At 44.4% G+C, this 22,314-nt stretch carries 18 protein-coding genes and 1 other annotated feature; of the genes, 14 read left to right on the top strand and 4 right to left on the bottom strand.

The genetic code is table 11. The features are described from left to right. Positions 1–108: 108 nt before the first annotated feature. Positions 109–2,451: an ABC transporter ATP-binding protein/permease gene (locus tag IGJ17_RS13845; RefSeq protein WP_008380388.1), complete on the bottom strand. Its 2,343-nt coding sequence runs from the start codon at positions 2,449–2,451 to the stop codon at positions 109–111. Positions 2,452–2,589: 138 nt separating this feature from the next. Between IGJ17_RS13845 and IGJ17_RS13840 the strand changes: the two genes are divergently transcribed. The 8 genes from IGJ17_RS13840 (at position 2,590) to IGJ17_RS13805 (ending at position 13,126) form a co-directional block, all read left to right on the top strand. Then, positions 2,590–3,075 (top strand): MarR family winged helix-turn-helix transcriptional regulator, encoded by a 486-nt coding sequence (locus tag IGJ17_RS13840; protein ID WP_429961540.1) that lies wholly within the window; start codon positions 2,590–2,592, stop codon positions 3,073–3,075. 160 nt (positions 3,076–3,235) lie between these two features. Then, positions 3,236–5,023: a glycoside hydrolase family 13 protein gene (locus tag IGJ17_RS13835; RefSeq protein WP_429961539.1), complete on the top strand. Its 1,788-nt coding sequence runs from the start codon at positions 3,236–3,238 to the stop codon at positions 5,021–5,023. Positions 5,024–5,327: 304 nt separating this feature from the next. Further along, the gene (locus IGJ17_RS13830) at positions 5,328–6,380 is read left to right on the top strand and encodes an aspartate-semialdehyde dehydrogenase (protein WP_005233942.1); all 1,053 of its coding nucleotides are present in this window, start codon (positions 5,328–5,330) and stop codon (positions 6,378–6,380) included. A 122-nt stretch (positions 6,381–6,502) separates the two neighbouring features. Beyond that, a complete protein-coding gene (locus IGJ17_RS13825; RefSeq protein WP_005228243.1) occupies positions 6,503–8,185 on the top strand; it encodes a ribonuclease J in 1,683 nt (560 codons plus the stop codon). A gap of 242 nt (positions 8,186–8,427) precedes the next feature. After that, positions 8,428–9,867, top strand: coding sequence for an MFS transporter (locus tag IGJ17_RS13820; protein WP_429961538.1), 1,440 nt, complete (start codon positions 8,428–8,430; stop codon positions 9,865–9,867). 198 nt (positions 9,868–10,065) lie between these two features. Next, positions 10,066–10,749: a metal-dependent hydrolase gene (locus IGJ17_RS13815; RefSeq protein WP_005228247.1), complete on the top strand. Its 684-nt coding sequence runs from the start codon at positions 10,066–10,068 to the stop codon at positions 10,747–10,749. Between the two features lie 37 nt (positions 10,750–10,786). Next, positions 10,787–12,118, top strand: coding sequence for a DRTGG domain-containing protein (locus IGJ17_RS13810; protein WP_005228249.1), 1,332 nt, complete (start codon positions 10,787–10,789; stop codon positions 12,116–12,118). A 54-nt stretch (positions 12,119–12,172) separates the two neighbouring features. After that, on the top strand, positions 12,173–13,126 hold the full coding sequence (locus IGJ17_RS13805) for a DHH family phosphoesterase (RefSeq protein WP_016609391.1): 954 nt from the start codon (positions 12,173–12,175) through the stop codon (positions 13,124–13,126). A gap of 141 nt (positions 13,127–13,267) precedes the next feature. Here the strand turns inward: IGJ17_RS13805 and dapD are convergent, their stop codons facing one another. From dapD to dapA, 3 genes are read right to left on the bottom strand one after another with little or no spacing between them, the layout of a single operon-like run. Then, positions 13,268–13,981 (bottom strand): 2,3,4,5-tetrahydropyridine-2,6-dicarboxylate N-acetyltransferase, encoded by a 714-nt coding sequence (dapD, locus tag IGJ17_RS13800; RefSeq protein WP_005228253.1) that lies wholly within the window; start codon positions 13,979–13,981, stop codon positions 13,268–13,270. Positions 13,982–13,993: 12 nt separating this feature from the next. After that, positions 13,994–14,749, bottom strand: coding sequence for a 4-hydroxy-tetrahydrodipicolinate reductase (gene dapB / locus IGJ17_RS13795; protein ID WP_429961537.1), 756 nt, complete (start codon positions 14,747–14,749; stop codon positions 13,994–13,996). Between the two features lie 13 nt (positions 14,750–14,762). After that, positions 14,763–15,644 carry a 4-hydroxy-tetrahydrodipicolinate synthase gene (gene dapA / locus IGJ17_RS13790; RefSeq protein WP_008380503.1) on the bottom strand — a complete coding sequence of 294 codons (882 nt, stop codon included), beginning with the start codon at positions 15,642–15,644 and terminating at the stop codon, positions 14,763–14,765. Between the two features lie 222 nt (positions 15,645–15,866). Here dapA and IGJ17_RS13785 point away from each other — a divergent pair, with 222 nt between their 5' ends. The 6 genes from IGJ17_RS13785 (at position 15,867) to IGJ17_RS13760 (ending at position 22,142) form a co-directional block, all read left to right on the top strand. Further along, positions 15,867–17,036: a M20 metallopeptidase family protein gene (locus tag IGJ17_RS13785; RefSeq protein WP_061053233.1), complete on the top strand. Its 1,170-nt coding sequence runs from the start codon at positions 15,867–15,869 to the stop codon at positions 17,034–17,036. A 4-nt stretch (positions 17,037–17,040) separates the two neighbouring features. Then, positions 17,041–18,357, top strand: coding sequence for a diaminopimelate decarboxylase (gene lysA, locus IGJ17_RS13780; RefSeq protein WP_005233959.1), 1,317 nt, complete (start codon positions 17,041–17,043; stop codon positions 18,355–18,357). A gap of 23 nt (positions 18,358–18,380) precedes the next feature. Next, complete coding sequence (dapF, locus tag IGJ17_RS13775; RefSeq protein ID WP_005228261.1) at positions 18,381–19,214, top strand: diaminopimelate epimerase; 834 nt, start codon at positions 18,381–18,383, stop codon at positions 19,212–19,214. 93 nt (positions 19,215–19,307) lie between these two features. Then, positions 19,308–19,542: a binding site (T-box leader), on the top strand. 50 nt (positions 19,543–19,592) lie between these two features. Beyond that, positions 19,593–20,450: a MetQ/NlpA family ABC transporter substrate-binding protein gene (locus tag IGJ17_RS13770; RefSeq protein WP_086316560.1), complete on the top strand. Its 858-nt coding sequence runs from the start codon at positions 19,593–19,595 to the stop codon at positions 20,448–20,450. Between the two features lie 14 nt (positions 20,451–20,464). Then, a complete protein-coding gene (locus tag IGJ17_RS13765; protein ID WP_086316559.1) occupies positions 20,465–21,490 on the top strand; it encodes a methionine ABC transporter ATP-binding protein in 1,026 nt (341 codons plus the stop codon). After that, the gene (locus IGJ17_RS13760) at positions 21,483–22,142 is read left to right on the top strand and encodes a methionine ABC transporter permease (protein WP_005233963.1); all 660 of its coding nucleotides are present in this window, start codon (positions 21,483–21,485) and stop codon (positions 22,140–22,142) included. Before IGJ17_RS13765 ends, IGJ17_RS13760 begins: the two co-directional genes overlap by 8 nt. Positions 22,143–22,314: the final 172 nt, after the last annotated feature.

Below are 22,314 nucleotides of genomic sequence, written 5' to 3'. Positions count from 1 at the left end.
ATTCCTCATTTATGGATTTTTCAAGAGAAACCTTTTGGAAGTCAGAAGGAAGGACAAAAAAACAGCAGCCAAGGGGATGGCTGCTGCCTGTTAGGTTTTCTTATAAAATTAGTCGGCGCGTAAAGCGATCGCTGCATCTTTTTTCGCTGCCATTCGAGCTGGAATGTGGCCGCCAATCATGGTTAGAACGGTGCTGACGGCAATCAAGATCAGGCCGTGGACCGGATTTAATTGAGCAACATTTTCGAGATCAGTCATACTATATAAGATCGCGTTGATCGGGAATGTAGCTAACCAAGCAATTAGGACACCTAAAGCCCCTGAAGCGATCCCTAAAATACAGGTTTCGGCATCGAAGACGCGGGTGATGTCTTTTTTACGAGCACCTAATGCTTTTAAGACCCCAATTTCTTTCGTGCGTTCTAGTACAGAGGTATAAGTGATGATACCGATCATGATCATGCTGGTTACCAAGGAGATTCCTGCAAAAGCGATCAAGACATAGGTGATGGCATCCATCAAGCCACCAGTCAATTGAGTCATCGTACCGGCTAAATCGGAATAAACGATTTGGTCTTCTTTGTCTTTGCCTTTGTTGAAGTCATCCAAGTAATCAAGGATTTTTTCTTTGGCACTGAAATCATTTGGATAGATCATAATGCTGTTTGGTAAATCACTGCCGCCGAGATAAGCGATCAATGAATCTTTGGCACTTTCGTCAACGGGTTCATTCGTCATCACGTTGGTGTCGCTATCTTTTTGTGCTTGGACGATCGCTGAGTCTTGGTTTTCTTTGATCACTTCTTGCGCGAGGGCATCACTGTAGGCAATGCCGGTTGAAAGCAAGTTCATCGTAGAGTTTTGCTTGATACGTAAGATTCCGCTGATCGTTAATTCTTTGTTGTTGCTGTTATCGAAAACTTCATTTAAATCTTGGTTTGGAATGAAGTTTCCAGTCGGCAATTCGGTGTAAAAGGCATCATTAGACGCCAATGTGATTTTTGTTCCCACGATATCGTCGAAGGAAACCGTGTCACCATCTTCAATATCAAAACCGAGATTGATCAATGCATTGACATTCGTTACGTTGTTTTCATCGACGATCAAAACGACATCTGTGCTGGCACTTGGGTAGCTGCCTTCTAAAAGGTCATAGTTGTCTTTCAAGAAATTGCCGTTATCCTCTGATAACTGCTCAGGGAAAGTCGAAACCCCAATACCGGTTGAGGCACTCATGGCAGACATCATGGCATTGGTCTGTTCATTGTCAGGCGACGCGTTGGAGAAGCTGACTTGTTCCACATTGTCATCGATCTTGCGGAAAAGATTCAATGAAGTTGAACGAGTGTAGCCGATATTGTTACTTAACTCAGGATCAATGTCGTTGATGTAATCGAGAAACTCTTGATCGATTTTGTTGATATGAGTTGCACGATCCGTATCACTTAATTTGGCAGTGACCTCTTTATCTGAAGGGAAATCTTCAGATTTATCCCGCGTACCCATCGCTGATGGATCTTGTTCAGTGGCCACTTGTGAGATCGTGATCGGAAAACGAGCTAATGTTTCTGACTGGGTATTGTCGATTTGTTTTTGGAATCCCGTTGATAGTGACAAAACAATGGCGATTCCGATGATTCCGATACTAGAAGCAAAGGCTGTCAAGAAGGTGCGCCCTTTTTTGGTTCGGATATTGTTAAACGACAAACGTAAGGCCGTCATAAAACTCATTTTTGTGTGCTTTAATTCGAATTGGTCTTTCTTTTGTCCTTCAACATGGGGGTTCGAATCTTTAATGATTCGTCCGTCTTTGAATTCAATGATCCGTCCAGCGTATTTGTGGGCCAATTCAGGATTATGAGTAACCATGATGACCAATTTTTCTTTTGATAGTTCTTGGATCAGTTCCATGATTTGGACACTTGTCTCTGAATCTAAGGCACCTGTAGGTTCATCACAAAGGAGGATATCAGGATCATTTGCTAAGGCACGGGCGATCGCTACCCGCTGCATTTGACCACCAGAAAGCTGATTTGGTTTTTTGTGCATATGTTCAGCCAAGCCCACACGCGTCAAAGCATCGGTTGCTTTGGCTCGTTTTTCTTCTTTTGACACACCGCTCAAGGTCATCCCAAGCTCGACGTTGTCGATGATGCCTAAATGACTGATCAAATTGTAGCTTTGGAAGACAAAGCCGATCGAATTGTTCCGATAGGCATCCCAGTCGCGGTCTTTAAAGGACTTGGTTGATTTGCCATTGATGATCATATCACCAGAGTCGTAATTATCTAAGCCGCCGATCACGTTCAACATGGTTGTTTTCCCAGAGCCGCTTGGCCCTAAAATAGCAACAAACTCTTGTTTACGAAAGGCGACGGTGACGCCGTCGAGGGCTTTCGTAGTACTGGCGCCAACTGTATAATACTTCTTGATATCTTTTAATTCTAACATGGGGTCACTCTTTTCTTGCCGTTTTCACGATTATTTTCATTATGTAACCACGCTATCATAATGGTTAACAAAAATCAACGATTATCATTGTTTAAACAAATAATTTATACTAAACTAAAGACAGAAAAGAGGGAGAGTATGGAAAAAGCGTTAGGAACATTCAATATGGCGGTGTTTGCGGAGATCTTTTCGCTGATGGGAAACATATTGTTTGAAGAAATCGGTCTGGAAGATTTAAAATTGACCAAAATGGAAATCTTGGAACTCGTGGTGATCTCTAGTAATGAAGGAATTACGATGTCCGAGTTGGCTCAGCAAATCGGTACGTCAAAAGTCCAAATCAGTCGTTCGATCTCGGGGTTGGAAAAGGCTGGCTTTGTGGTACGCAAAACCAATGGCGTCAATCGTCGCAACGTCAATGTTTATTTGGAAGAAGCTGGGAAGCAGTTGTTTATCCAAAAGAAAAAACAAGTGGAAGACCGCTTGAATGCCAAAACCGCTCAAATGGCTGCGGGAGATATCCAGCAATTGAGTCAGTCGTTGACGGAGGCAGTGGGGATCTTGCGGAAATATGACATTTTACGGACTGGCAATCAATGTGAGAAGAAGACACCGTTTGATTAAAAAAGGGTGAAGCAATCGTTTGCTTTTTAATTGCTGGATTAATTTTATATTTACCTGTATTATCGATTTATCAGATAAAGCAACCGATTGCGTTTTTCTCTTGTTTTGACTTCTGATTTGTGCGACAATGGGTATATCAAACAAGTCAAAGGAGTCTGCTATGAATACTACTGCCATCTATCATCGTCCCGAAAGTGAATTTGCGTATTTGTACGAGAAGGATAAAATGCATATCCGTTTGCGTACCGCCCGTCAAGACATCCGCCATGTCCAGCTGCTTTGCGGTGATCCTTACACACTGTATAAAGAAGCGTGGTACCAACAAAGAATTGAAATGCAAAAAATTCTTTCCACGGACTTGCATGATTATTGGCAAGTATCGGTCGGAGCAGAATTCCGCCGTTTGTCTTACGGCTTTTCCATCGAAAGTTACGATGGGTTGCATGTCTTCTATGGGGATCACGGGGTCTACCCCTTTGAACAGCAATATTTAGAAATGAACAACAATTATTTTCGGATGCCTTACTTCCAAGAAGCCGATCGTTTCAAAATTCCCGAGTGGGCGAAAGAAACGGTTTGGTATCAAATTTTCCCTGAGCGCTTTGCAAATGGGGACCCATCAAATGATCCTGAAGGTGTGTTGCCATGGGGCTCAAAAAATCCCGATCGCCAAGACTTTTTCGGTGGGGATCTACAAGGAGTCATCGATCATTTGGATTACCTTGTCGATCTAGGCATCAATGGGATCTATTTCTGTCCGATTTTTGAGGCCTATTCGAATCACAAGTATGATACCATCGATTATTTGGCCATCGATCCTGCTTTTGGTGATAACGATACCTTTAAACGATTAGTGGAGGAATGCCACAAACGCGGCATCAAAGTTATGCTGGATGCTGTTTTCAACCATATGGGGGATACTTCGCATCAATGGCTAGATGTCATCAAAAACGGCAAAGATTCGCCGTTTGCTGATTGGTTCCACATCAATGAGTTTCCTGTCAACTACAAAGAAGGGGAAAACTTTGAAGATGCTTATGACATCACCTATGATGTTTTTGCCTTTACGCCGCATATGCCGAAACTCAATACGGAAAATCCCGATGTGCAAGATTATTTGTTGAAGATCGCTCGTTATTGGATCGAAGAATTTGATATCGATGCTTGGCGCTTGGACGTGGCTAATGAAGTTAGTCACTTCTTCTGGAAAAAATTCCGCCAAGTGTGTGATGAGGCCAAAGATGATTTTTATATCCTTGGGGAAATTTGGCATTCTTCTCAACGCTGGTTACAAGGCGACGAGTTTCATGCAGTGATGAACTACGCCTTTACAGATGCAATTATTGAATATTTTGTCAAAGACGAGATCTCCATGACGAAAATGGTCTCGGAATTAAATAACCAGCTGATGTTGTATCGGGAGCAAACCAACCAAGTGCAGTTCAATATTTTGGATTCTCATGATACCCCGCGTTTGTTAACTTTGGCTCGGGGAGACAAAGACTTGATGCGCCAAGTGATGGCCTTTACGTATCTGCAACAAGGAGTTCCTTGCCTGTATTACGGCGATGAGATTGGTTTGACCGGTGATATGGATCCGGATTGTCGTAAATGTATGATTTGGGATGAGGAAAAGCAAGATCGTGATTTGCTGCATTTCACCCAGTCATTGATCAAACTACGCAAAGACAACCAAAAAGTCTTATCTGAAGGTTCCTTGAGTTGGAACTGGGTTTCGGAAGAAGATGGCCTGATCATTTTCGAACGAGAGTTGGGGGCACAGCGGATCATCGGTATTTTCAACACTGGCGAGGACCAACTTACACTCTCTCGTCCTGATTCAATTTTGATGGAACAGTTTGTCCAACTGGAAGATGAGACGATGATCATCGATAACAAAGGCTTTGCTATCGTGAAAGTAAATAACGAAGAATCGAATGAAGCATAAAAATGAGGCAAGAATTGCATATGCAATTCTTGCCTCATTCAATGTTTTGGGTATTTTTAATTTCCCCATGCACGTTGGAAAGAATCTTCCCCAAAATTCCTTCTGTCGGTATTATATCCTATAACACCTAAATGTGACAAATGATAACCCTTAAATATAGGTAGTTTTTTCCTGAAACGGGGAAAACGATTGAAAATTTAGATAGTTCTGCCTTCTTTTTGCGCTTCTTTCCACGAAAGGCCTTTTCTTTTTTACAAGATATGATAAACTAGTAAAAATGTATTTTTATTCGAGGAGTGATTTGATGAGTACAGGGTATCACATAGCAGTTGTCGGAGCTACCGGCGCAGTAGGAACAAAAATGATTGAGATGTTGGAGAAGACCACGTTGCCGATCAAAAAAATAACGTTGTTGGCATCCAAACGTTCTGCTGGGAAGACCCTTGTGTTCAAAAATGAGCCGCTCGTTATTCAAGAGCTGACCGCAGATTCCTTTGCGGGAGTCGATATTGCATTGTTCAGTGCCGGTGGTGGCATTTCAAAACAATTTGCTCCAGAAGCAGTCAAACACGGTGCAGTCGTAATCGACAATACCAGTCATTTTCGGATGGATCCGAATGTTCCTCTAGTCGTTCCTGAGGTGAATCCTCATGCATTAGCGCAACATAAAGGAATCATTGCCAATCCGAATTGTTCAACGATTCAAATGATGGTGGCATTAGAACCGATTCGTCAAAAAGTCGGTTTATCGAGGGTCTTGGTTTCAACGTATCAAGCAGTTTCAGGTGCTGGCGCACAAGCCTTGGCTGAATTGACTCGTGAATCTCAAGAACTATTAGCCGGCAAAGCCGCTGATGAACTAAACCCTGAGATTTTACCAGCAGGCAGCGATAAAAAGCACTACCCAATCGCGTTTAACGCCTTGCCACAAATCGATGTCTTTGCTGAAGACGATTATACTTACGAAGAGTGGAAAATGATCAATGAAACGAAGAAGATCATGGAAGATGCGCAGATCAAAGTAGCAGCTACGTGTGTGCGAATCCCTGTGTTTAGCGGTCATTCGGAGTCGATTTATATCGAGACCAAAGACCATGCCAGTGTTGAGGAAGTTAGGCAGTGGATCAGCGAAGCCCCAGGAGCTGTCTTGCAAGATGATCCGAGTCAACAAGTGTACCCGCAAGCTTTGACCAGTGTGGACAAAACGGAAACCTTTGTTGGTCGGATTCGCAAAGATTTGGATGTCGAAAACGGCTTGCATTTATGGGTCGTTTCTGATAATTTGCTGAAAGGTGCGGCATGGAACTCTGTTCAAATCGCCGAAAGCCTGCATCAGCAAGGATTAGTTCATGTGTAAACCATAAGTTTTTCAGAAAAGTGTGGTGAATGCCACGCTTTTCTTTTTTTTGTTGTATAATAATAGGGACGGCTTATGCTTGGGAAATAATACAGTAGAAAAAAATTAAGAGGTGAATAAAAGTGGAAACGATAAAAATCATTCCTCTTGGCGGTGTACGCGAAAACGGAAAGAACATGTACATTGCTGAAGTTGGCGAGGATATATTTGTGCTGGATTGCGGTGTCCGTTATCCAGAAAATGAATTATTAGGGATCGATACAGTGATTCCAGACTTCACATATTTAGAAGAAAATGCCGACCGTGTGGCTGGTGTCTTCTTGACCCACGGGCATGCAGATGCGATTGGTGCATTGCCTTATTTCTTGGAGAATATCCAAGTACCGGTCTTTGGGACCGAGTTAACGATCGAACTAGCAAAATTGACCGTGAATAAAAATGAAGCTACCAAGCGCTTCAAAGATTTTCATGTGATCGATGAACATTCGGAGATCGACTTTGGCCATGCGACCATCAGTTTTTTCCGTACGACCCACTCTATCCCTGATTCTGTTGGAATCAGCGTAAAAACAGAAGCTGGCAATATCGTTTATACAGGAGATTTCAAGTTTGACCAAACAGCGATCCCTATGTATCAAACCGATTTTGGCCGCTTAGCGGAAATTGGAAAAGAAGGAGTCTTAGCATTGCTAAGTACGTCCTCAAATGCCGAAAATCCAACGCCGATTGCTTCTGAATTGACGATCCAAGATGAAGTTTATGACAATATCCGTTACTGGGAAGGTCGGATCATCGTCGCTAGCGTTGCTAGCAATTTGCAACGGGTGCAACAAGTATTAGATGCGGCGTTTCGTTCTGACCGCAAAGTCGTTTTGACTGGTCAAGATTTTGGTCGGATCATCAAAACGGCCATGAAGTTAGGGAAATTAAAATTACCTGCCGAAGACTTGCTGATCACCCAAAAAGAAATGAAAAAATACTCAGACGAACAGTTGTTGATTTTAGAAACAGGACGCATGGGGGAACCAATCAAAGCGTTGCAAAAAATGGCCAACGGCTCTCACCGGACGCTGCGTATCAAAGAAGGAGATCTTGTTTACATCACGACGACGCCGACAACGGCAATGGAAACGGTGGTTGCGAAAACGGAAGATATCATCTATCGCGCTGGCGGTACCGTGAAACAGATCTCGGATAATTTCCGTGTTTCTGGTCATGCCAACCCGAATGATCTGCAGCTGATGTTGAATATGATGAAACCGAAGTACTTTATCCCTATTCAAGGCGAGTACCGCCAATTAGCCGCCCATGTGGACTTGGCGCAAGAAGTCGGGATTCCGATGAAAAATATCTTCATTACTGCACGCGGGGATGTTTTAGAATACAAAAAAGGCGAAATGATCGCCGCAGGTGCGGTTCCAGCTGAGAACGTCATGATCGACGGGATCGGTGTCGGAGATATTGGGAATATCGTCCTGCGAGACCGCAAAGTCTTATCTGAAGATGGAATTTTCGTTGCAGTAGTGACGATCAATCGTCGCGAAAAGAAAATTATTTCTGCCCCTCAAATCACTTCTCGCGGGTTTGTCTACGTGAAAGCCAGCCGTGACCTGATTCGTGAAAGTGGCGAGATCGTAGAAGAAATCGTAGAAAAACACCTTCATGATGAAGAGTTTGAATGGAGCAAATTGAAACAAGATATTCGTGATCGTTTGAGTCGTTTCTTGTTTGAACAAACCAAACGCCGTCCAGTTATCTTGCCGGTCATCATGGAATCAAGCCAAAGAAATCGCAACCGTAAATAATTCGTTTTGACCTACTGACAAAAGCAGGTGAAAGAATAGCCGTTTGACGGCCGATTTCTTTTCACCGAAGCTTTTGTCTTTTTTTGTGAAGAAAACAAGCGGCGTTTTTTTTCAATAAATACCCCTTATTTTGATCGTGAATGGCAGATAAGGATTGACGGCGAATGGATTTCGATCAATAATACAAAGTTGTCCCCCTAAGACTAGAGGAACAAAATAAGCAAAGAGAGGATGGTCGATTTGTGAATAGTTATCAAGAAAATCCCGTAGTACTACAGAGAAAGTGGTGGATTCTCATTGCTGTTTCGATGTTTACCTTTATGTCAACACTGGATGGGAGTATCGTAAATATCGCTTTGCCGACGATCTCGGCAGATATGGGTGTCCCTATGAATCAAGCGGAATGGGTCGTATCCGTCTACTTGATGATCGTTTGTGCCTGCCTTTTGTTATTCGGTAAAGTAGGTGATAGTTGGGGCAAGATCAAAGTATTCCGCTTGGGAATGTTGATCTTTATTATCGGTTCGCTGTTATGCGGGTTTAATCATTCCTTAGCATTTCTGCTATTTGCCCGAGTCGTGCAAGCGATCGGAGCCAGCATGACGATGGCGACGAATACCGGAATCATTACTGAAGTCTTTCCTATGAGTGAACGAGGGCGCGCCTTAGGGATGATCGGTGCCTTTGTTTCGTTAGGCTCCATCGCCGGTCCTGGATTGGGCGGAGTGATTTTGGCGCATTTTTCTTGGCCGTTTATTTTTTGGATCAATGTTCCAGTCGGTATTCTGACAATGATTGCTGGAGAAAAGGTGTTGCCAAAAGATATCACCATGAGTCATGATTCCATCGATAAAACCGGGTTTGTGCTGTTTTCAATTGCAATTATCAGCTTCTTCGGCGGCATTTTTCTTGGACAAGAGCGTGGCTTTCTAACATGGCTGCCGCTGCTGTTGGTGGGGATCGCCTTAGTGGCATTCATCGTCTTTTTGCGAGTAGAAGCGCGTGTGAGCAAACCGCTGATTACCTTTGGGATCTTTCGTAATAAAATTTTCACCATGAGCCTGATCACGGCGTTGCTGATCTTTTCTGCAAACTTTTTTGTCAATGTCGTGATTCCCTTTTACTTGCAAAGTGCCCGAGGCTTAACGCCGAGTGTGGCAGGAATGCTGATGATGGTCTTTCCTTTGATGATGGTCATCGGGTCACCACTTAGCGGCTATTTGACGGACCGTGTAGGACCGGAGATCTTGGTCTTAGCTGGCTTAGCGTTGCTGTCCATCACTCAGCTGATGTATATGTTTATGAATCAGCATACGCCGATTTGGTACTATGTCGTCGCTACTGCCATCATGGGGTTAGGCAATTCGTTGTTCCAATCCCCCAACAATACGATGGTGATGAGCAGCGTCACCAAAGAAAATCTTGGGGTGGCAGGTAGTCTAAATTCCTTTGCCCGTAACTTGGGCATGGTCTTAGGGATATCCTTAGCAACGACGATTCTTTATGCCGCAATGAGTCAAGCCTATGGGAAGCATGTGACGACCTATATCGCAGGTCGGGCAGATATTTTTGCCTATGGCATGAAAATCACCTTCTTTGGGGCGTTCCTTCTTTGTATCACGGCGTTATTCTTAACAGTCTGGCGCATCTATAAACAAGGCGGACGTAAGAAAACGCTATGATCGCTTGAAGTCATCAGGTCGAACTGTTCTATTCCTTATTCAGAAAGGGTAGAACAGTTTTTTTATTTTTCTTGACAAGAACCAGAAAAAGGACGGATGTAATAAAGCTGCCAGAATTTGTGCTTTTGGATTTCTGGCGTTATCTGTTATAATGAAAAATATTAGACTGTATTACTTAGATGGAAAGGGGAATGTTGTATGAAACTTACGTATCACGGACACTCGGTGCTTGCTATCCAATTAGCGGATGGCCAAAAATTGTTGTTTGACCCTTTTATTACTGGAAATGCTCTGACTGATTTGGATGCAGACACAGTGGAAACCGATTGGCTTTTGATCACGCATGGTCATAGCGATCATATTGGGGACATGGTGCCGATCGCCAAAAGAAATGAAGCACCAGTGATCAGTGTCGTTGAAATTTGCCGCTATGCAGCCCGCAAAGGCGTTGCTGAGACGCATGGCATGAATATGGGAGGCTCTTTTGAGTTCCCGTTTGGCAAAATCTCAATGGTGGAAGCGAAACACAGCTCTGGTCTTGAAGAAGACGGAACGATGATCTATATGGGCAATCCAGTGGGGATCATTTTAGAAGCAGAAGGCAAAACCATCTACCACGCTGGCGATACTGCCCTCTTTAGCGATATGGCGATGATCGGTGAACGTTTCGACATCGATGTGGCGTTTTTACCGATCGGGGATAATTTTACGATGGGCGTTCAAGATGCTGCAACAGCAGCGGCGCTTTTAAACGCGAGCAAAGTAGTACCGATCCATTACAATACGTTTCCAATGATCAAGCAAGATCCGCAAACCTTCGTGAATTTATTGCCGGCAGGTGTGGGCCAGATCCTTGCAGTCGGTGAGACATTAGAAGTTTAAGCAACAGGAAGATTCGTAGTAGGAATAGGGGATAATTATGGCGACAAAACACGACTTGATTTTAGCGCATATCGAGAATCTGCCTGTAGGCGATCGCATCTCGGTGCGGGGAATCGCAAAAGACTTGAATGTCAGTGAAGGAACAGCCTATCGGGCGATCAAAGATGCGGAAAATATCGGCTTGGTTTCAACGATCCAACGTGTGGGAACCATTCGGATTGAACGGAAACTAAAGAAACACATTGAAAAACTAACTTTCGGCGAAGTCGTCCAAATCATTGAAGGCGATGTTTTGGGTGGCGCAGCCGGTTTAGACAAAGACTTGAACAAATTTGTTATCGGCGCCATGAAGGAATCGGCAATGGAACGCTACATCACGCCTGGTTCCTTAGTGATCGTCGGAAACCGTAACGAAGTCCACAAGTTGGCACTGGAAGATGGCGCAGCCGTCTTGATCACGGGGGGCTTTGAAACCTCAGAGGAAATCTGTCGCTTAGCAGACGAATTGGAGCTGCCGATTTTACAAACGACCTATGACACCTTTACCGTGGCAACGATGATCAACCGTGCCTTGAGCGACCAGCTGATCAAAAAGGACATCATGCTGGTGAGTGACATTTATATGCCATTGGAAAAAACCAAGTATCTACACACCTTTGATACGGTCAAGGATTACAAACTGCTTTCGGAGTCTACCAACCACTCCCGCTATCCAGTCGTCAACAAGAATATGCGGGTCGTTGGGATCATCACAGCCAAAGATGTCCTAGAAAAGCCTGACACGCAGATCATCGAACGAATCATGACCCGGGAACCACGGGTCGTAAAAAAAGAGATGAGTGTGGCCTCTGCCAGCCATCAGATGATTTGGGATGGCTTAGAAGTGATGCCCGTCGTAGCAGATGACCTTTCTTTGATTGGGATCGTTACACGCCAAGACATCATGAAAGCGATGCAGATGGTCCAACGACAAACTCAAATTTCAGATACGATTTCAGACCAAATCTCGGGACAGATGCAAGTCATCGAACAAGATTTTGAAGGGAACAAATTGCCGCAGCCACATTTCAGCTTTGCGGTGACGCCTCAAATGGTCAATGAAGTCGGAACGATCTCTTTTGGTGTCTTGAGTGAAGTGATCGCGAATACGGCAAAACGTACCATGCAGTTGAATCAACGGCGCAATAGTTGGATCGAGCAAGTCAATCTGCATTACTTCCGTTTGATCCAATTAGAAAGTGAGATCATCATTCAACCGAAGATTCTAGAACTGGGGCGACGTTCGGCGAAAATCGATATCGAAGTATCGATCGAAAATTCCTTAGTGGCAAAAGCGATCGTGGTATGCCAAGTAATGGAACGCCCATAAATCATCGAAAACGGAACTTATGGAAAAATTTTAGAGAGAAAGTTGAGACCATTCATGAAGGTACAAGAAGAAATACTTGCAACAATCAAAGCATTCGACCGGATCATTATCCATCGGCACCAACGCCCTGATCCAGATGCATTAGGATCACAAGTGGGTTTGGCAGAAATTTTACGAGCTAGTTTTCCTAAAAAAGAAATCTATCAAGTCGGCGGACCTGTTGAAGGATTGGATTACTTGGCGCTGATGCAGACGATCCCTGATGATTTGTATAAAGGAGCGTTGGTGATCGTTACAGATACGGCCAATGCACCACGGGTCAGTGACCAACGCTATGATCAAGGGGCGAAATTGATCAAAATCGATCATCACCCTAATGATGAGCCTTACGGAGAGCTGGTCTGGGTCAATACAAAAGCCAGTAGCTGTAGTGAGATGATCGTTTCATTTTGGCAAATGTTTCAAAACGAGCTGACGATGACGCAAGAAGCGGCTCGTCTGCTGTATGCGGGCATTGTTGGTGATACTGGACGGTTTTTATATCCGGCAACGACAGCGACAACGCTGCGCTTAGCGGCTGAACTATTGGATTACGGTTTTGATGCACCGAAGATCAATCGGCAATTGGATCAAGTCTCTCGCAGTGTTGCTCGCCTTTCAGGGTATGTCTACGAAAACATCGAGATCGATGAGATTGGTGCTGGCAAAGTGATCCTATCACAAGAATTGCAGCAGCGTTTTGGCGTAGTGGATTCGGAAACCTCAGCAGTCGTTTCCTTACCAGGGAAAATCGACGAAGTGATGGCTTGGGCGATCTTTGTCGAACAACCAGAAGGCTATTATCGGGTGCGGATGCGTTCGAAAGGTCCAGTGATCAATGAGATCGCCAAACGCCATCATGGCGGCGGACATCCCCTTGCCAGTGGAGCAAACGCAAAAGACCTTGAAGAAGTTGCCGTGATCTATCAAGAGATCCAAGCAGCGATCAAAGAATTTCAAGCAGAATAAACACTTTTACAAGAACATTTGCCAATAGAAAAAGGGCGTGCCAAAAACTTTCGGCACGCCCTTTTTTAGACAAAACGCAGCGCAGGCTCATCACTGAACCCGCACTGCGTTTTTTTTGTTTATTTTTGAGAAAAGCGCGGCTTAGCCCCGTAGATCGTCTAAAAATTCGGTTTTGCTTTTCGTTTTCTCGTCTTTCATTTTGATGACTTTGGCTGGTGAGCCAGCAACGACTGCGCCAGCAGGGACATCTTCCGTTACCACAGAACCGGCAGCGACGACTGCACCTTCGCCGACACGGACGCCTTCAAGGACGACGGCATTTGCACCGATCAAAACATTGTCTTCAATGATGACTGGGCTTGCTGAAGGTGGCTCAAGAACGCCAGCCAAGACAGCACCAGCGCCAATATGGGCTTTTTTCCCAACGGTTGCTCGGGCGCCTAAAATCGCACCCATGTCGATCATGGTTTCTTCACCAACGACGGCACCAATGTTGATCACGGCCCCCATCATGATAACGGCATTTTTTTCAATGATGGCTTGGTCACGGATAAAGGCACCTGGTTCGATACGGGCATCGACTTTCGTCAAGTCCAGCAAAGGGATCGCTGAGTTGCGGCGATCATTTTCCAGATAGTGATCGGTGATTTTGTCTTGGTGCGCGGTTAAAAACTCAGCCACTTTTTGACTGTCACCAACCACGAAATAGAAGGTGCCGTTACCAAACAATTGGATGCCATCTGCTTGGACGTTACTAAGATCTCCATTGATATAGACTTTTACAGGTGTTTGTTTATTTGCTTCTTTGATGTATTTTGCTAATTGATAAGGATCGGAAAATTGTAATTCTGTCATGAGAGACCACCTTTACTTGTCGATTAGATTTTGCATGGAATAAAAACCAGCTGGTTGGTTGGCTAAAAATTCCGCTGCTTTTAGCGCACCATTGGCGAAGATTTCGCGGGAGAGCGCTGTGTGTTTTAATTCAATGATTTCATCCTGCCCAGCGTAGATGACAATGTGTTCTCCAGGAATCGTTCCGCCGCGAACGGCGTGGATGCCCATCTGCTTGCGGTCATTTACTAGATCACTGCCTTCACGCCCGTAGAGATACTCTTTTTTCGTTTCGCAGCTGTCATTGATACTATCTGCCAACAGCAAAGCTGTACCACTTGGTGCATCGAGTTTTTGATTATGATGCTTTTCGATGATCTCAATGTCAAAGTCAGCTTCTAATGCGGGGGTGATACTTTGTAGTGCTTTGATCAGTACATTGATCCCCAACGACATATTGGCAGAATAGAAAACTGGGATCACTTTAGCAGCCAACGGCAGCATCATCTGCGTGTCTTCCGTCAAACCAGTTGTAGCAACCACGATAGGCAGATGCTGTTCGACACAATAGTTCAATAAGGCAGGGACATTGCTATAATGAGAAAAATCAATCACCAAATCGATCGGCTGCGTGATTTTTTCTGGACGATCATAGATTGGAAAGGGACCATCTAATTGCTCGGTACGATCCAAGCCGGCGGCCACTTCTAACTGAGGGTGCTTTGCGATCAGGCTTTGCAACACTTTGCCCATACGACCGTTTGCACCGCTTAATAAAATCTGTTTCACCAAAAACTCCTCCTTACAGCAATCCGTAATTGGTCATTTCTTCTTCTAAATGAACGAGGGTCGCATCTTCTGGGACACCCAAAGGCAAACGATAATGCAATTCGCATTTGCCTAGCAAGGAGACCGCTGCTTTGATCGGCACAGGATTTACTTCACTGAAAATCGCATCGATCAACGGTTTTTGTCGCAATTGCTCTTTGATGGCGGCTTTTACATCACCATTTAAGAAGTCAGCAACGAGTTGTGCCGTTTGTTTCGGAGCGATATTGCCGATCGTTGAAATCACGCCAGAGCCACCTAAAGCTAGAATTGGGGTTACTTGATCGTCATTTCCTGAGTAGATCGCAAAGTCATCATCCGCAAGACGAGCGATTTCTGCGATTTGCGAAATGTCGCCGCTGGCTTCTTTGATGCCTTTGATATTAGGGATTTTTTTTAGTTCTGCCACGGCTTCAGGTGTTAAATTTAAGCCGGTTCTTGAGCTGACGGAGTATAAGATCACTGGCAGCTCAACGCTTTGACAGATTGCTTCATAGTGAGCGACTAAACTTTTCTTGGTCGCTTTGTTGTAGTAAGGTGTTACAACCAATAATGCGTCAGCACCAACGCGCTGTGCTTCTTTTGAAAGATGGATCCCATGTTGGGTATTGTTGGAGCCTGTTCCTCCGATAACGGGGATTCGACCAGCAACTTGTTTTACCACCGCTTCGATCACCGCGATATGTTCTTCATCGTCTAACGTGGATGCTTCACCGGTCGTACCGCATGCAATGATTGCATTCGTTCCTTGCTGCACATGCCACTCCGCTAACTCCTTCAGCTTATCGAAATCCACCGAACCATCTTGAAGCATAGGGGTAATCAACGCAACGCCAGAACCTTTGAATATTGTCAAACTACGACACATCCTTTCAACCAATTTATTTTTCGTTACTCTACGTATAAGTGTACCAAAACGAGGGGTAAAATTTTCAATAAAAATCGAAACATTTCGACAATTTATACTATAGATTATTCGAATTATATACTATAATATTAAACAATATCAATGAAAAACTGAATATTCGCTGGTTTTTATGGATATTTTTAAAAGGAATGTATAGAAAGGTGTTTTAACATGCAAGTATCGCAAACAGTCACAGAATTAACCGAAGACGTGGTTCGTTTTCGTCGTGAATTACATACAATCCCTGAATTAGGGTTAACTGAGTTCAAAACAAAGGAATACTTGCTGCGTCAGTTGCAATCCTTTGGGATCAAAGAAATCTATCCAGTGATTGAAACCGGCTTGATTGCTGTCTTTCGCAGTGAGCGTCCAGGAAAGACGCTGGCCTTTCGAACGGATATCGATGCACTACCGATCAAAGAAGAGACCGGTGTTTCCTTTGTTTCCAAACATGAAGGAAAAATGCATGCCTGCGGGCATGATGGCCATATGGCAACGATGCTGGGGTTTGCCAAATACTTAGCGACGCATCCTGAAGTGATTCGTGGAACGATCGTTTTGATTTTCCAACCAGCCGAGGAAAGCCCCGGTGGTGCTCAATTGATGATCGATGAAGGCATCTTACGAGATTTTGGCGTGGAAAAAATCGTGGGGCTGCATGTCTTCCCAGATTTTCCCGAAGGAGTCATTGCGAGTCGGAAAGGTCCGATGATGGCCCGTAACGGCGAGATCAATCTAACGATCAACGGCACGAGTGCCCATGGTGCCCAGCCTCATCAAGGACATGATGCCATTTTAGCTGCGGCTGCGATCATTCAAGGATTGCATTCGATCATTTCACGCAATATCAGCCCGCTTTCTGCTGGGGTCATCACTTTTGGGAAGATCCATGGGGGAGATGCGGAAAATATCATTCCCGGCAAGGTCGTTTTAAAAGGAACGATGCGGGCGTTTGAAGATGAAGTCTATGAAACGATGACGCGCAGAATCACCACTGTCGCACAAGAAATCGCCAAAGGATATGATTGCACGGCGGATGTTGAATTCGAACATCTTTATCGTGTCGTGGACAATGATCCTGAGATGGTGGAAGTATTGGAAAAAGTGGTCGGGGAGAGCTACCGAGAAACACCGCCATATATGTTGGCAGAGGATTTTTCGATGTACCAAAAGGAAATCCCCGGCGTCTTTTTCTTTGTCGGTACCCGAAATGAAGAAAAAGGTTATGTCCACCCTTTACACAGCAGCAAAATGAATTTTGACGAAAAAAATCTATTGCAAGGCATCGAATGCTACGTTCGTTTGATCGAGGCGTTGAACGAGCCGACAGACAAGGAGTAAAGCGATGGCAAAAGAAATCAAGAACAATCACTTATACATTGACGGTTGCGATACCGTTGAGCTGGCAAAAACCTTTGGAACCCCCCTTTACGTGTATTCCGTTTCGGAGATTCGCGAAGAATGCCAAAAGATTCAGGCGCAGTTTTTGACGCGCTACAGCAAGACACGAGCAGCATATGCCGCCAAAGCTTTCTGTACCACAGCGATGCTGCAAGTGATCAAGTCAGAAGGACTTTCATTAGACGTGGTTAGCGGTGGGGAGCTGTATACAGCGATCCAAGCTGATTTTCCAGCAGAACACATCGAGTTTAACGGCAATAACAAATCCATTGAAGAATTAGCAGCCGCCCTTGATTATGGCGTGGGACGGATCATCGTTGATGGCATTCAAGAAGTCGGCTTGATCCGCGCGTTATGTCAAGAAAAGCAAGTCGTTGCTAAAATCTTGTTGCGCATCACACCCGAGGTTTCGGTCAGCACCCATCAATTTATCTCGACCGGACAAAAAGATTCAAAATTCGGGATTCCTTTAGATGAAGAAATCTTATTTCCGTTAGTGGAAGAAGTGATTCAAGCACCTGAATTGGATTTCTATGGCCTGCATTTTCATGTCGGCAGTCAATTGTCGGACAATCGCTCACATCTAGCGGCAGTTGATGCGGCTTTGGCCCTTGTCCAAACCATTCATGAACGTTTTGATTATTGGATCAAAGAACTAAATGTTGGCGGCGGCTTTGGCGTTCGATACACAGATGCAGATATTCGCCAACCCTACAGCTATTTTTTAGATCCTGTGATGGAAAAAATCGACGCCTTTTATGCGCAGCACCAGAGCGAACGTCCGACCATCGTTATTGAACCCGGTCGCAGTATCGTCGCAGAAGCAGGTATCAGTTTGCACACCATCGGCAGTATCAAGACATTGCCGGGAATCAGAACATACGCCAGCATTGACGGTGGCATGACAGACAATATTCGTCCTGGTCTTTATCAGGCAACTTACACTGGGATCTTAGCCAACCGCGCTTCCGAAGCAGCGACACAGAAGATCACCATTTCTGGTAAAGCTTGTGAGAGCACAGACATCTTAGTAAAAGATCTTGCATTACCGCCCGTTGAAACTGGGGATCTGTTTGCTACGTTCGCAACAGGAGCTTACGGCTATTCGATGGCCAGCAGCTACAATAATTTACAGATACCCGCAGTCGTCTTTGTGGAAAATGGCCAAGCGGAATTAGCCGTTAAACGCCAGTCCTACGAGCAAATGCTGCAAAATGAAGTGGTTCCTTCGTTTCTAAAAGAAGAAGCTTCCAGCAAGTAAAATTTTGAAAAGCAGGTGACAACATGACGATTCCTTATACAAAAATGCAAGGTGCGGGGAATGATTTTATCGTAATCGATAACCGCACATTGAAATTCTCCCATGAACAACTGTCGCAATTTGCTGCTCAAGTTTGCCATCGGAAATTTTCTGTCGGCGCGGATGCAGTCATGGCAGTGGATTTTCCCACAGGAACCGCTGATTTTCGGATGCGGTTTTACAATGCTGATGGGACCGAAGCAGAAATGTGCGGCAACGGCGCTCGCTGTATTGCCCGTTATGCCTTTGAGAAGGGAATTGCTGGCGAGCAGATGACCATCGAAACAGTTGCTGGCGATGTCCCCGCATGGCGCTTGTCGGCAAAACACTACAAAGTAACCTTGAATCCACCGACCGTGACTACATTTGATCAAGCGTACCCGAATCCAATGGTTTCTTTCGTGGACTATGTGGAATTGGGTGATCCAGGAATCCCTCATGCGGTGGTTCACTATCCTGGTCTGGCAGAAACTGAGTTGGAACAGCTGGCTGAACTTGCCAAAGAGATACGCTATTGGGAGGTTTTCCCCAAAGGGGCGAATGTCAATTTCTATGAAGAAGATGACAAGGGTGATCTGATCGTTCGCACGTATGAACGAGGGGTGGAAGGTTTTACCTATGCGTGCGGCACAGGTTCTGGTGCCACTGCGTATGTCGTGACCAAACGTCACCAGCAAGCGGCAGCGAATGTCTTGCTGCACGTGTTAGGTGGCGAGTTAACGGTAGAAGTTGATGTTGATCAGGGCGCATTAGAATTGATCGGTGATGCGGTTATGGTATCTGAAGGCTTGATTTTAGATGAGAATTTGACTGTGTAAACGCTGTGAAAATCATTGTAAAAAGATGGTTTTTTCGTGAAAAAAAGAATTGACATTCATTTGAGGCTATCGTATAGTTAAACACAAATTAAAAAACACGCGATGATAAGAAGAGTAAGTCAGTTTCGATTGGATCAGAGAGCTCGGATTGGTGAGAAAGAGCACAGCCGTTTGACTGAAGATGGCCTTGGAGCGTTTGGACGTGAGCAAAAGCAAGCGTGCAGCGGGATTGCCCGTTACAGCAAAGCAGTTGATAAACTGATAAGGTTGGCAGCTTGTGCCAATGAATTAAAGGTGGTACCACGAACATGGTTGTTTCGTCCTTTCTCTATGATGGAGAAAGGACGTTTTTTTATTATAAAAAGGGGGAACTAAAAAATGAAACAGTTGAAAAAGGGAATCGTTGGGTTAGTTGCTGCTGCTGTCTTAATTACATTGGCAGCTTGTGGCAATACTAGCAGCACAGAGGATACACAGTCTGGTGAAAACAGTGTAGATGCAGTGGAAGAAAAAGTCGTTGGAGTGGCACCAGGACCATATGGGGATATGGTGACAGAGGTGATCTCTCCATTACTGGAAGAAAAAGGGTATCAACTTACGACCAAAGTGTTTAATGATTATATTCAGCCGAACAATGCCTTGGCGAATGGCCAAATCGATGCCAATTTGTTTCAACATACGGCCTATCTAGAAAAATTTTCGGCAGATAACCAGTTATCCCTTACGGCATTACAAAAAGTGCCCACACTGGGAATGGGCATCTATTCGAATCAACTGTCCAGCTTGGATGAGTTAGCAGACGGGGCGACTGTTTCGATTGCCAATGATGCCTCAAATTTAGCTCGGACCTTGCAACTGTTAGCTGCCAATGAGTTGATCACCATCGCAGACAATATCGACGAAACGAAGGCAACGGTGAATGATATCGAAGAAAATCCGAAGAATCTGACATTTAAAGAATTAGACGCAGCCCAATTGGCTCGTTCGTTAGATACAGTTGATTTAGCTTTAGTACCAGGAAACTTCGCTTGGGCGGCTTCTCTTGATCCTGCAGATGCTTTGGCGTTGGAGTCGTTGAAAGAAGAATATAAAAATGTCTTTGTGGTGTCCTCCGAAGAAGAAGACAGTGATTTTGCTAAGGCAGTTACGGAAGTATTAGAAAGTGATGCATTTAAAGAAGCGATTGCCGAATCACCGTTCAGCAACTTTGATCAACCGAAATTTTGGACTGAGTAAGAAGGGCATATCTTATGGCAAAAATAGAAGTAAAACAAGTATCAGTGACATTCACTCATAAAAAACAAATCAAAAAAGCAGTGGATTCCGTTGATTTTTCCGTTCAAGCTGGAGAAGTATACGGGATCGTCGGATTGAGCGGGGCTGGGAAAAGTACCTTGGTTCGTACGTTGAATCTACTGCAGGTGCCCTCTAGCGGTCAAATTCTGATTGATGGTCAAGACATCACGCAAGCCAAAGGCAAACACTTGCGTGAAGTACGACAAAAAATCGGGATGATCTTTCAGCATTTCAATCTGATCCATAATCGAACCATCAAGGAAAATTTAGCCTTTGCTTTGCGCGCTGGGCATTATCCGAAAGATCAGCAAGAAGCGAGGATCAAGGAACTGTTGGAAATGGTGGATCTGCCTCACAAAATTCACGAGTATCCGAATAATTTGTCTGGGGGAGAAAAGCAACGGATCGGCATTGCACGAGCGATTGCCAACGAACCTGAGATTTTGTTGTGTGACGAAGCTACCAGTGCGTTAGATGTTGAAACGACTGAAGAAATTTTGAAATTATTGATCCGAATCAAGGAACAGACAGGCATCACCATCGTCTTTATCACCCATGAATTGGATGTTGCTCGCAAGTTTTTTGATCGGGTAGCAGTGATGGAAAAGGGTCGCATCGTTGAAGAACAAACGACCTACGGCTTGTTCAGTCAGCCTAAACAGCCTATTACGAAAAAACTGGTAGGTCGCTACTTGGATCTGACGCTTCCCGAGGAGATTCTAGCATCCTTCACGGAAGGCGACTTGCTGGAATTGCGCTATCAAGGTGAGTATACGTTAGAACCGCTGATTTCGACTGTAGCCAAAGCCTATGATGTGTCGATCAATATTATCCACGGAAAAATTGAGTATATCAAAAAAGATGTGATCGGTATTTTGTATATCTATTTGACCGGACCCGCCGAAGAAGCAGCAAAAGCCCAAGAACACCTAGCTGCGAACGTCTTTTCTCTAAGAAAGATAGGTGAAGAAAATGGCTGATACGCTTGAGATTTTAAAAACAAATCTGCCCCAAGCACTATGGGAAACATTCTTCATGGTGGGAACTTCAGCAATTATAGGAGTAGTTTTCGGCTTATTGATTGGATTAGTCCTGTTTTTAGTCGGCAGTAACCTTTTTCATAAAAATGTTTTCTTGCATCATCTGGCCGATTTTGTCGTCAATGCAATCCGTTCGCTACCATTTTTGATCTTATTGATTACGTTGATTCCGTTATCAGCGGTGCTGATCGGTGATCCTTATACCCCGGCGGGCGGAGCGATTGCTTTATCGATTGCCGCGATTCCTTTTTACGCCCGAATCGCTGAATCCGCATTTGCCGAAATCGACTATGGCGTCCTTGAAGCTAGTGTCGCTTCCGGAGCATCGACGGGGCAAGTTATTCGCGAAGTGATTTTACCAGAAAGTCTGCCAGCTTTGATTCGCGGATTTGTGTTAACTTTGATCAGTCTTTTAGGCTACTCGGCGATGGTGGGAACGATTGGCGCAGGCGGCATTGGCGATTTAGCGATTCAGTATGGTTATTATCGCTATGAAACGGCGATTTTGATTGTGGTGATTCTCTTGTTGATCCTTTTGGTACAACTCATCCAATGGATCGGCGATGCTTGTGCAAATTATTTCTCGAAATAAAAATGAATTCTGTGTAGTTCCTTTTCGGATACACTTGAATTATCGCTTCTGTTATTACTCTACAGAAGCGATTTTTTTGCTTATCGGTCACTGATTTTTGGTTGCGCCACTAGTGGTTTTTCGGTATGCTGATGGTGAGTTGTTTTTTACAGCGAAAATTATATTTTAAAGG

Origin of the sequence: Enterococcus sp. DIV1096b, from assembly GCF_050498765.1 — a bacterium.
GTDB classification, from domain to species: Bacteria; Bacillota; Bacilli; order Lactobacillales; family Enterococcaceae; genus Enterococcus_D; species Enterococcus_D entomosocium.
The sequence above is the reverse complement of the archived record's forward strand: the minus strand, read 5'-3'. Positions and strand labels throughout refer to the sequence as shown.

What these genes read in the sequence shown, in the direction of transcription:
- IGJ17_RS13840 (WP_429961540.1), top strand. Translation starts at nt 2,590, where the DNA reads ATGGAAAAAGCGTTAGGAACATTCAATATGGCGGTGTTTGCGGAGATC.
- IGJ17_RS13760 (WP_005233963.1), top strand. Translation starts at nt 21,483, where the DNA reads ATGGCTGATACGCTTGAGATTTTAAAAACAAATCTGCCCCAAGCACTA.
- IGJ17_RS13835 (WP_429961539.1), top strand. Translation starts at nt 3,236, where the DNA reads ATGAATACTACTGCCATCTATCATCGTCCCGAAAGTGAATTTGCGTAT.
- IGJ17_RS13845 (WP_008380388.1), bottom strand. Translation starts at nt 2,451, where the DNA reads ATGTTAGAATTAAAAGATATCAAGAAGTATTATACAGTTGGCGCCAGT.
- IGJ17_RS13810 (WP_005228249.1), top strand. Translation starts at nt 10,787, where the DNA reads ATGGCGACAAAACACGACTTGATTTTAGCGCATATCGAGAATCTGCCT.
- IGJ17_RS13805 (WP_016609391.1), top strand. Translation starts at nt 12,173, where the DNA reads ATGAAGGTACAAGAAGAAATACTTGCAACAATCAAAGCATTCGACCGG.
- IGJ17_RS13830 (WP_005233942.1), top strand. Translation starts at nt 5,328, where the DNA reads ATGAGTACAGGGTATCACATAGCAGTTGTCGGAGCTACCGGCGCAGTA.
- IGJ17_RS13770 (WP_086316560.1), top strand. Translation starts at nt 19,593, where the DNA reads ATGAAACAGTTGAAAAAGGGAATCGTTGGGTTAGTTGCTGCTGCTGTC.
- IGJ17_RS13765 (WP_086316559.1), top strand. Translation starts at nt 20,465, where the DNA reads ATGGCAAAAATAGAAGTAAAACAAGTATCAGTGACATTCACTCATAAA.
- dapF (WP_005228261.1), top strand. Translation starts at nt 18,381, where the DNA reads ATGACGATTCCTTATACAAAAATGCAAGGTGCGGGGAATGATTTTATC.
- lysA (WP_005233959.1), top strand. Translation starts at nt 17,041, where the DNA reads ATGGCAAAAGAAATCAAGAACAATCACTTATACATTGACGGTTGCGAT.
- IGJ17_RS13815 (WP_005228247.1), top strand. Translation starts at nt 10,066, where the DNA reads ATGAAACTTACGTATCACGGACACTCGGTGCTTGCTATCCAATTAGCG.
- IGJ17_RS13785 (WP_061053233.1), top strand. Translation starts at nt 15,867, where the DNA reads ATGCAAGTATCGCAAACAGTCACAGAATTAACCGAAGACGTGGTTCGT.
- dapD (WP_005228253.1), bottom strand. Translation starts at nt 13,981, where the DNA reads ATGACAGAATTACAATTTTCCGATCCTTATCAATTAGCAAAATACATC.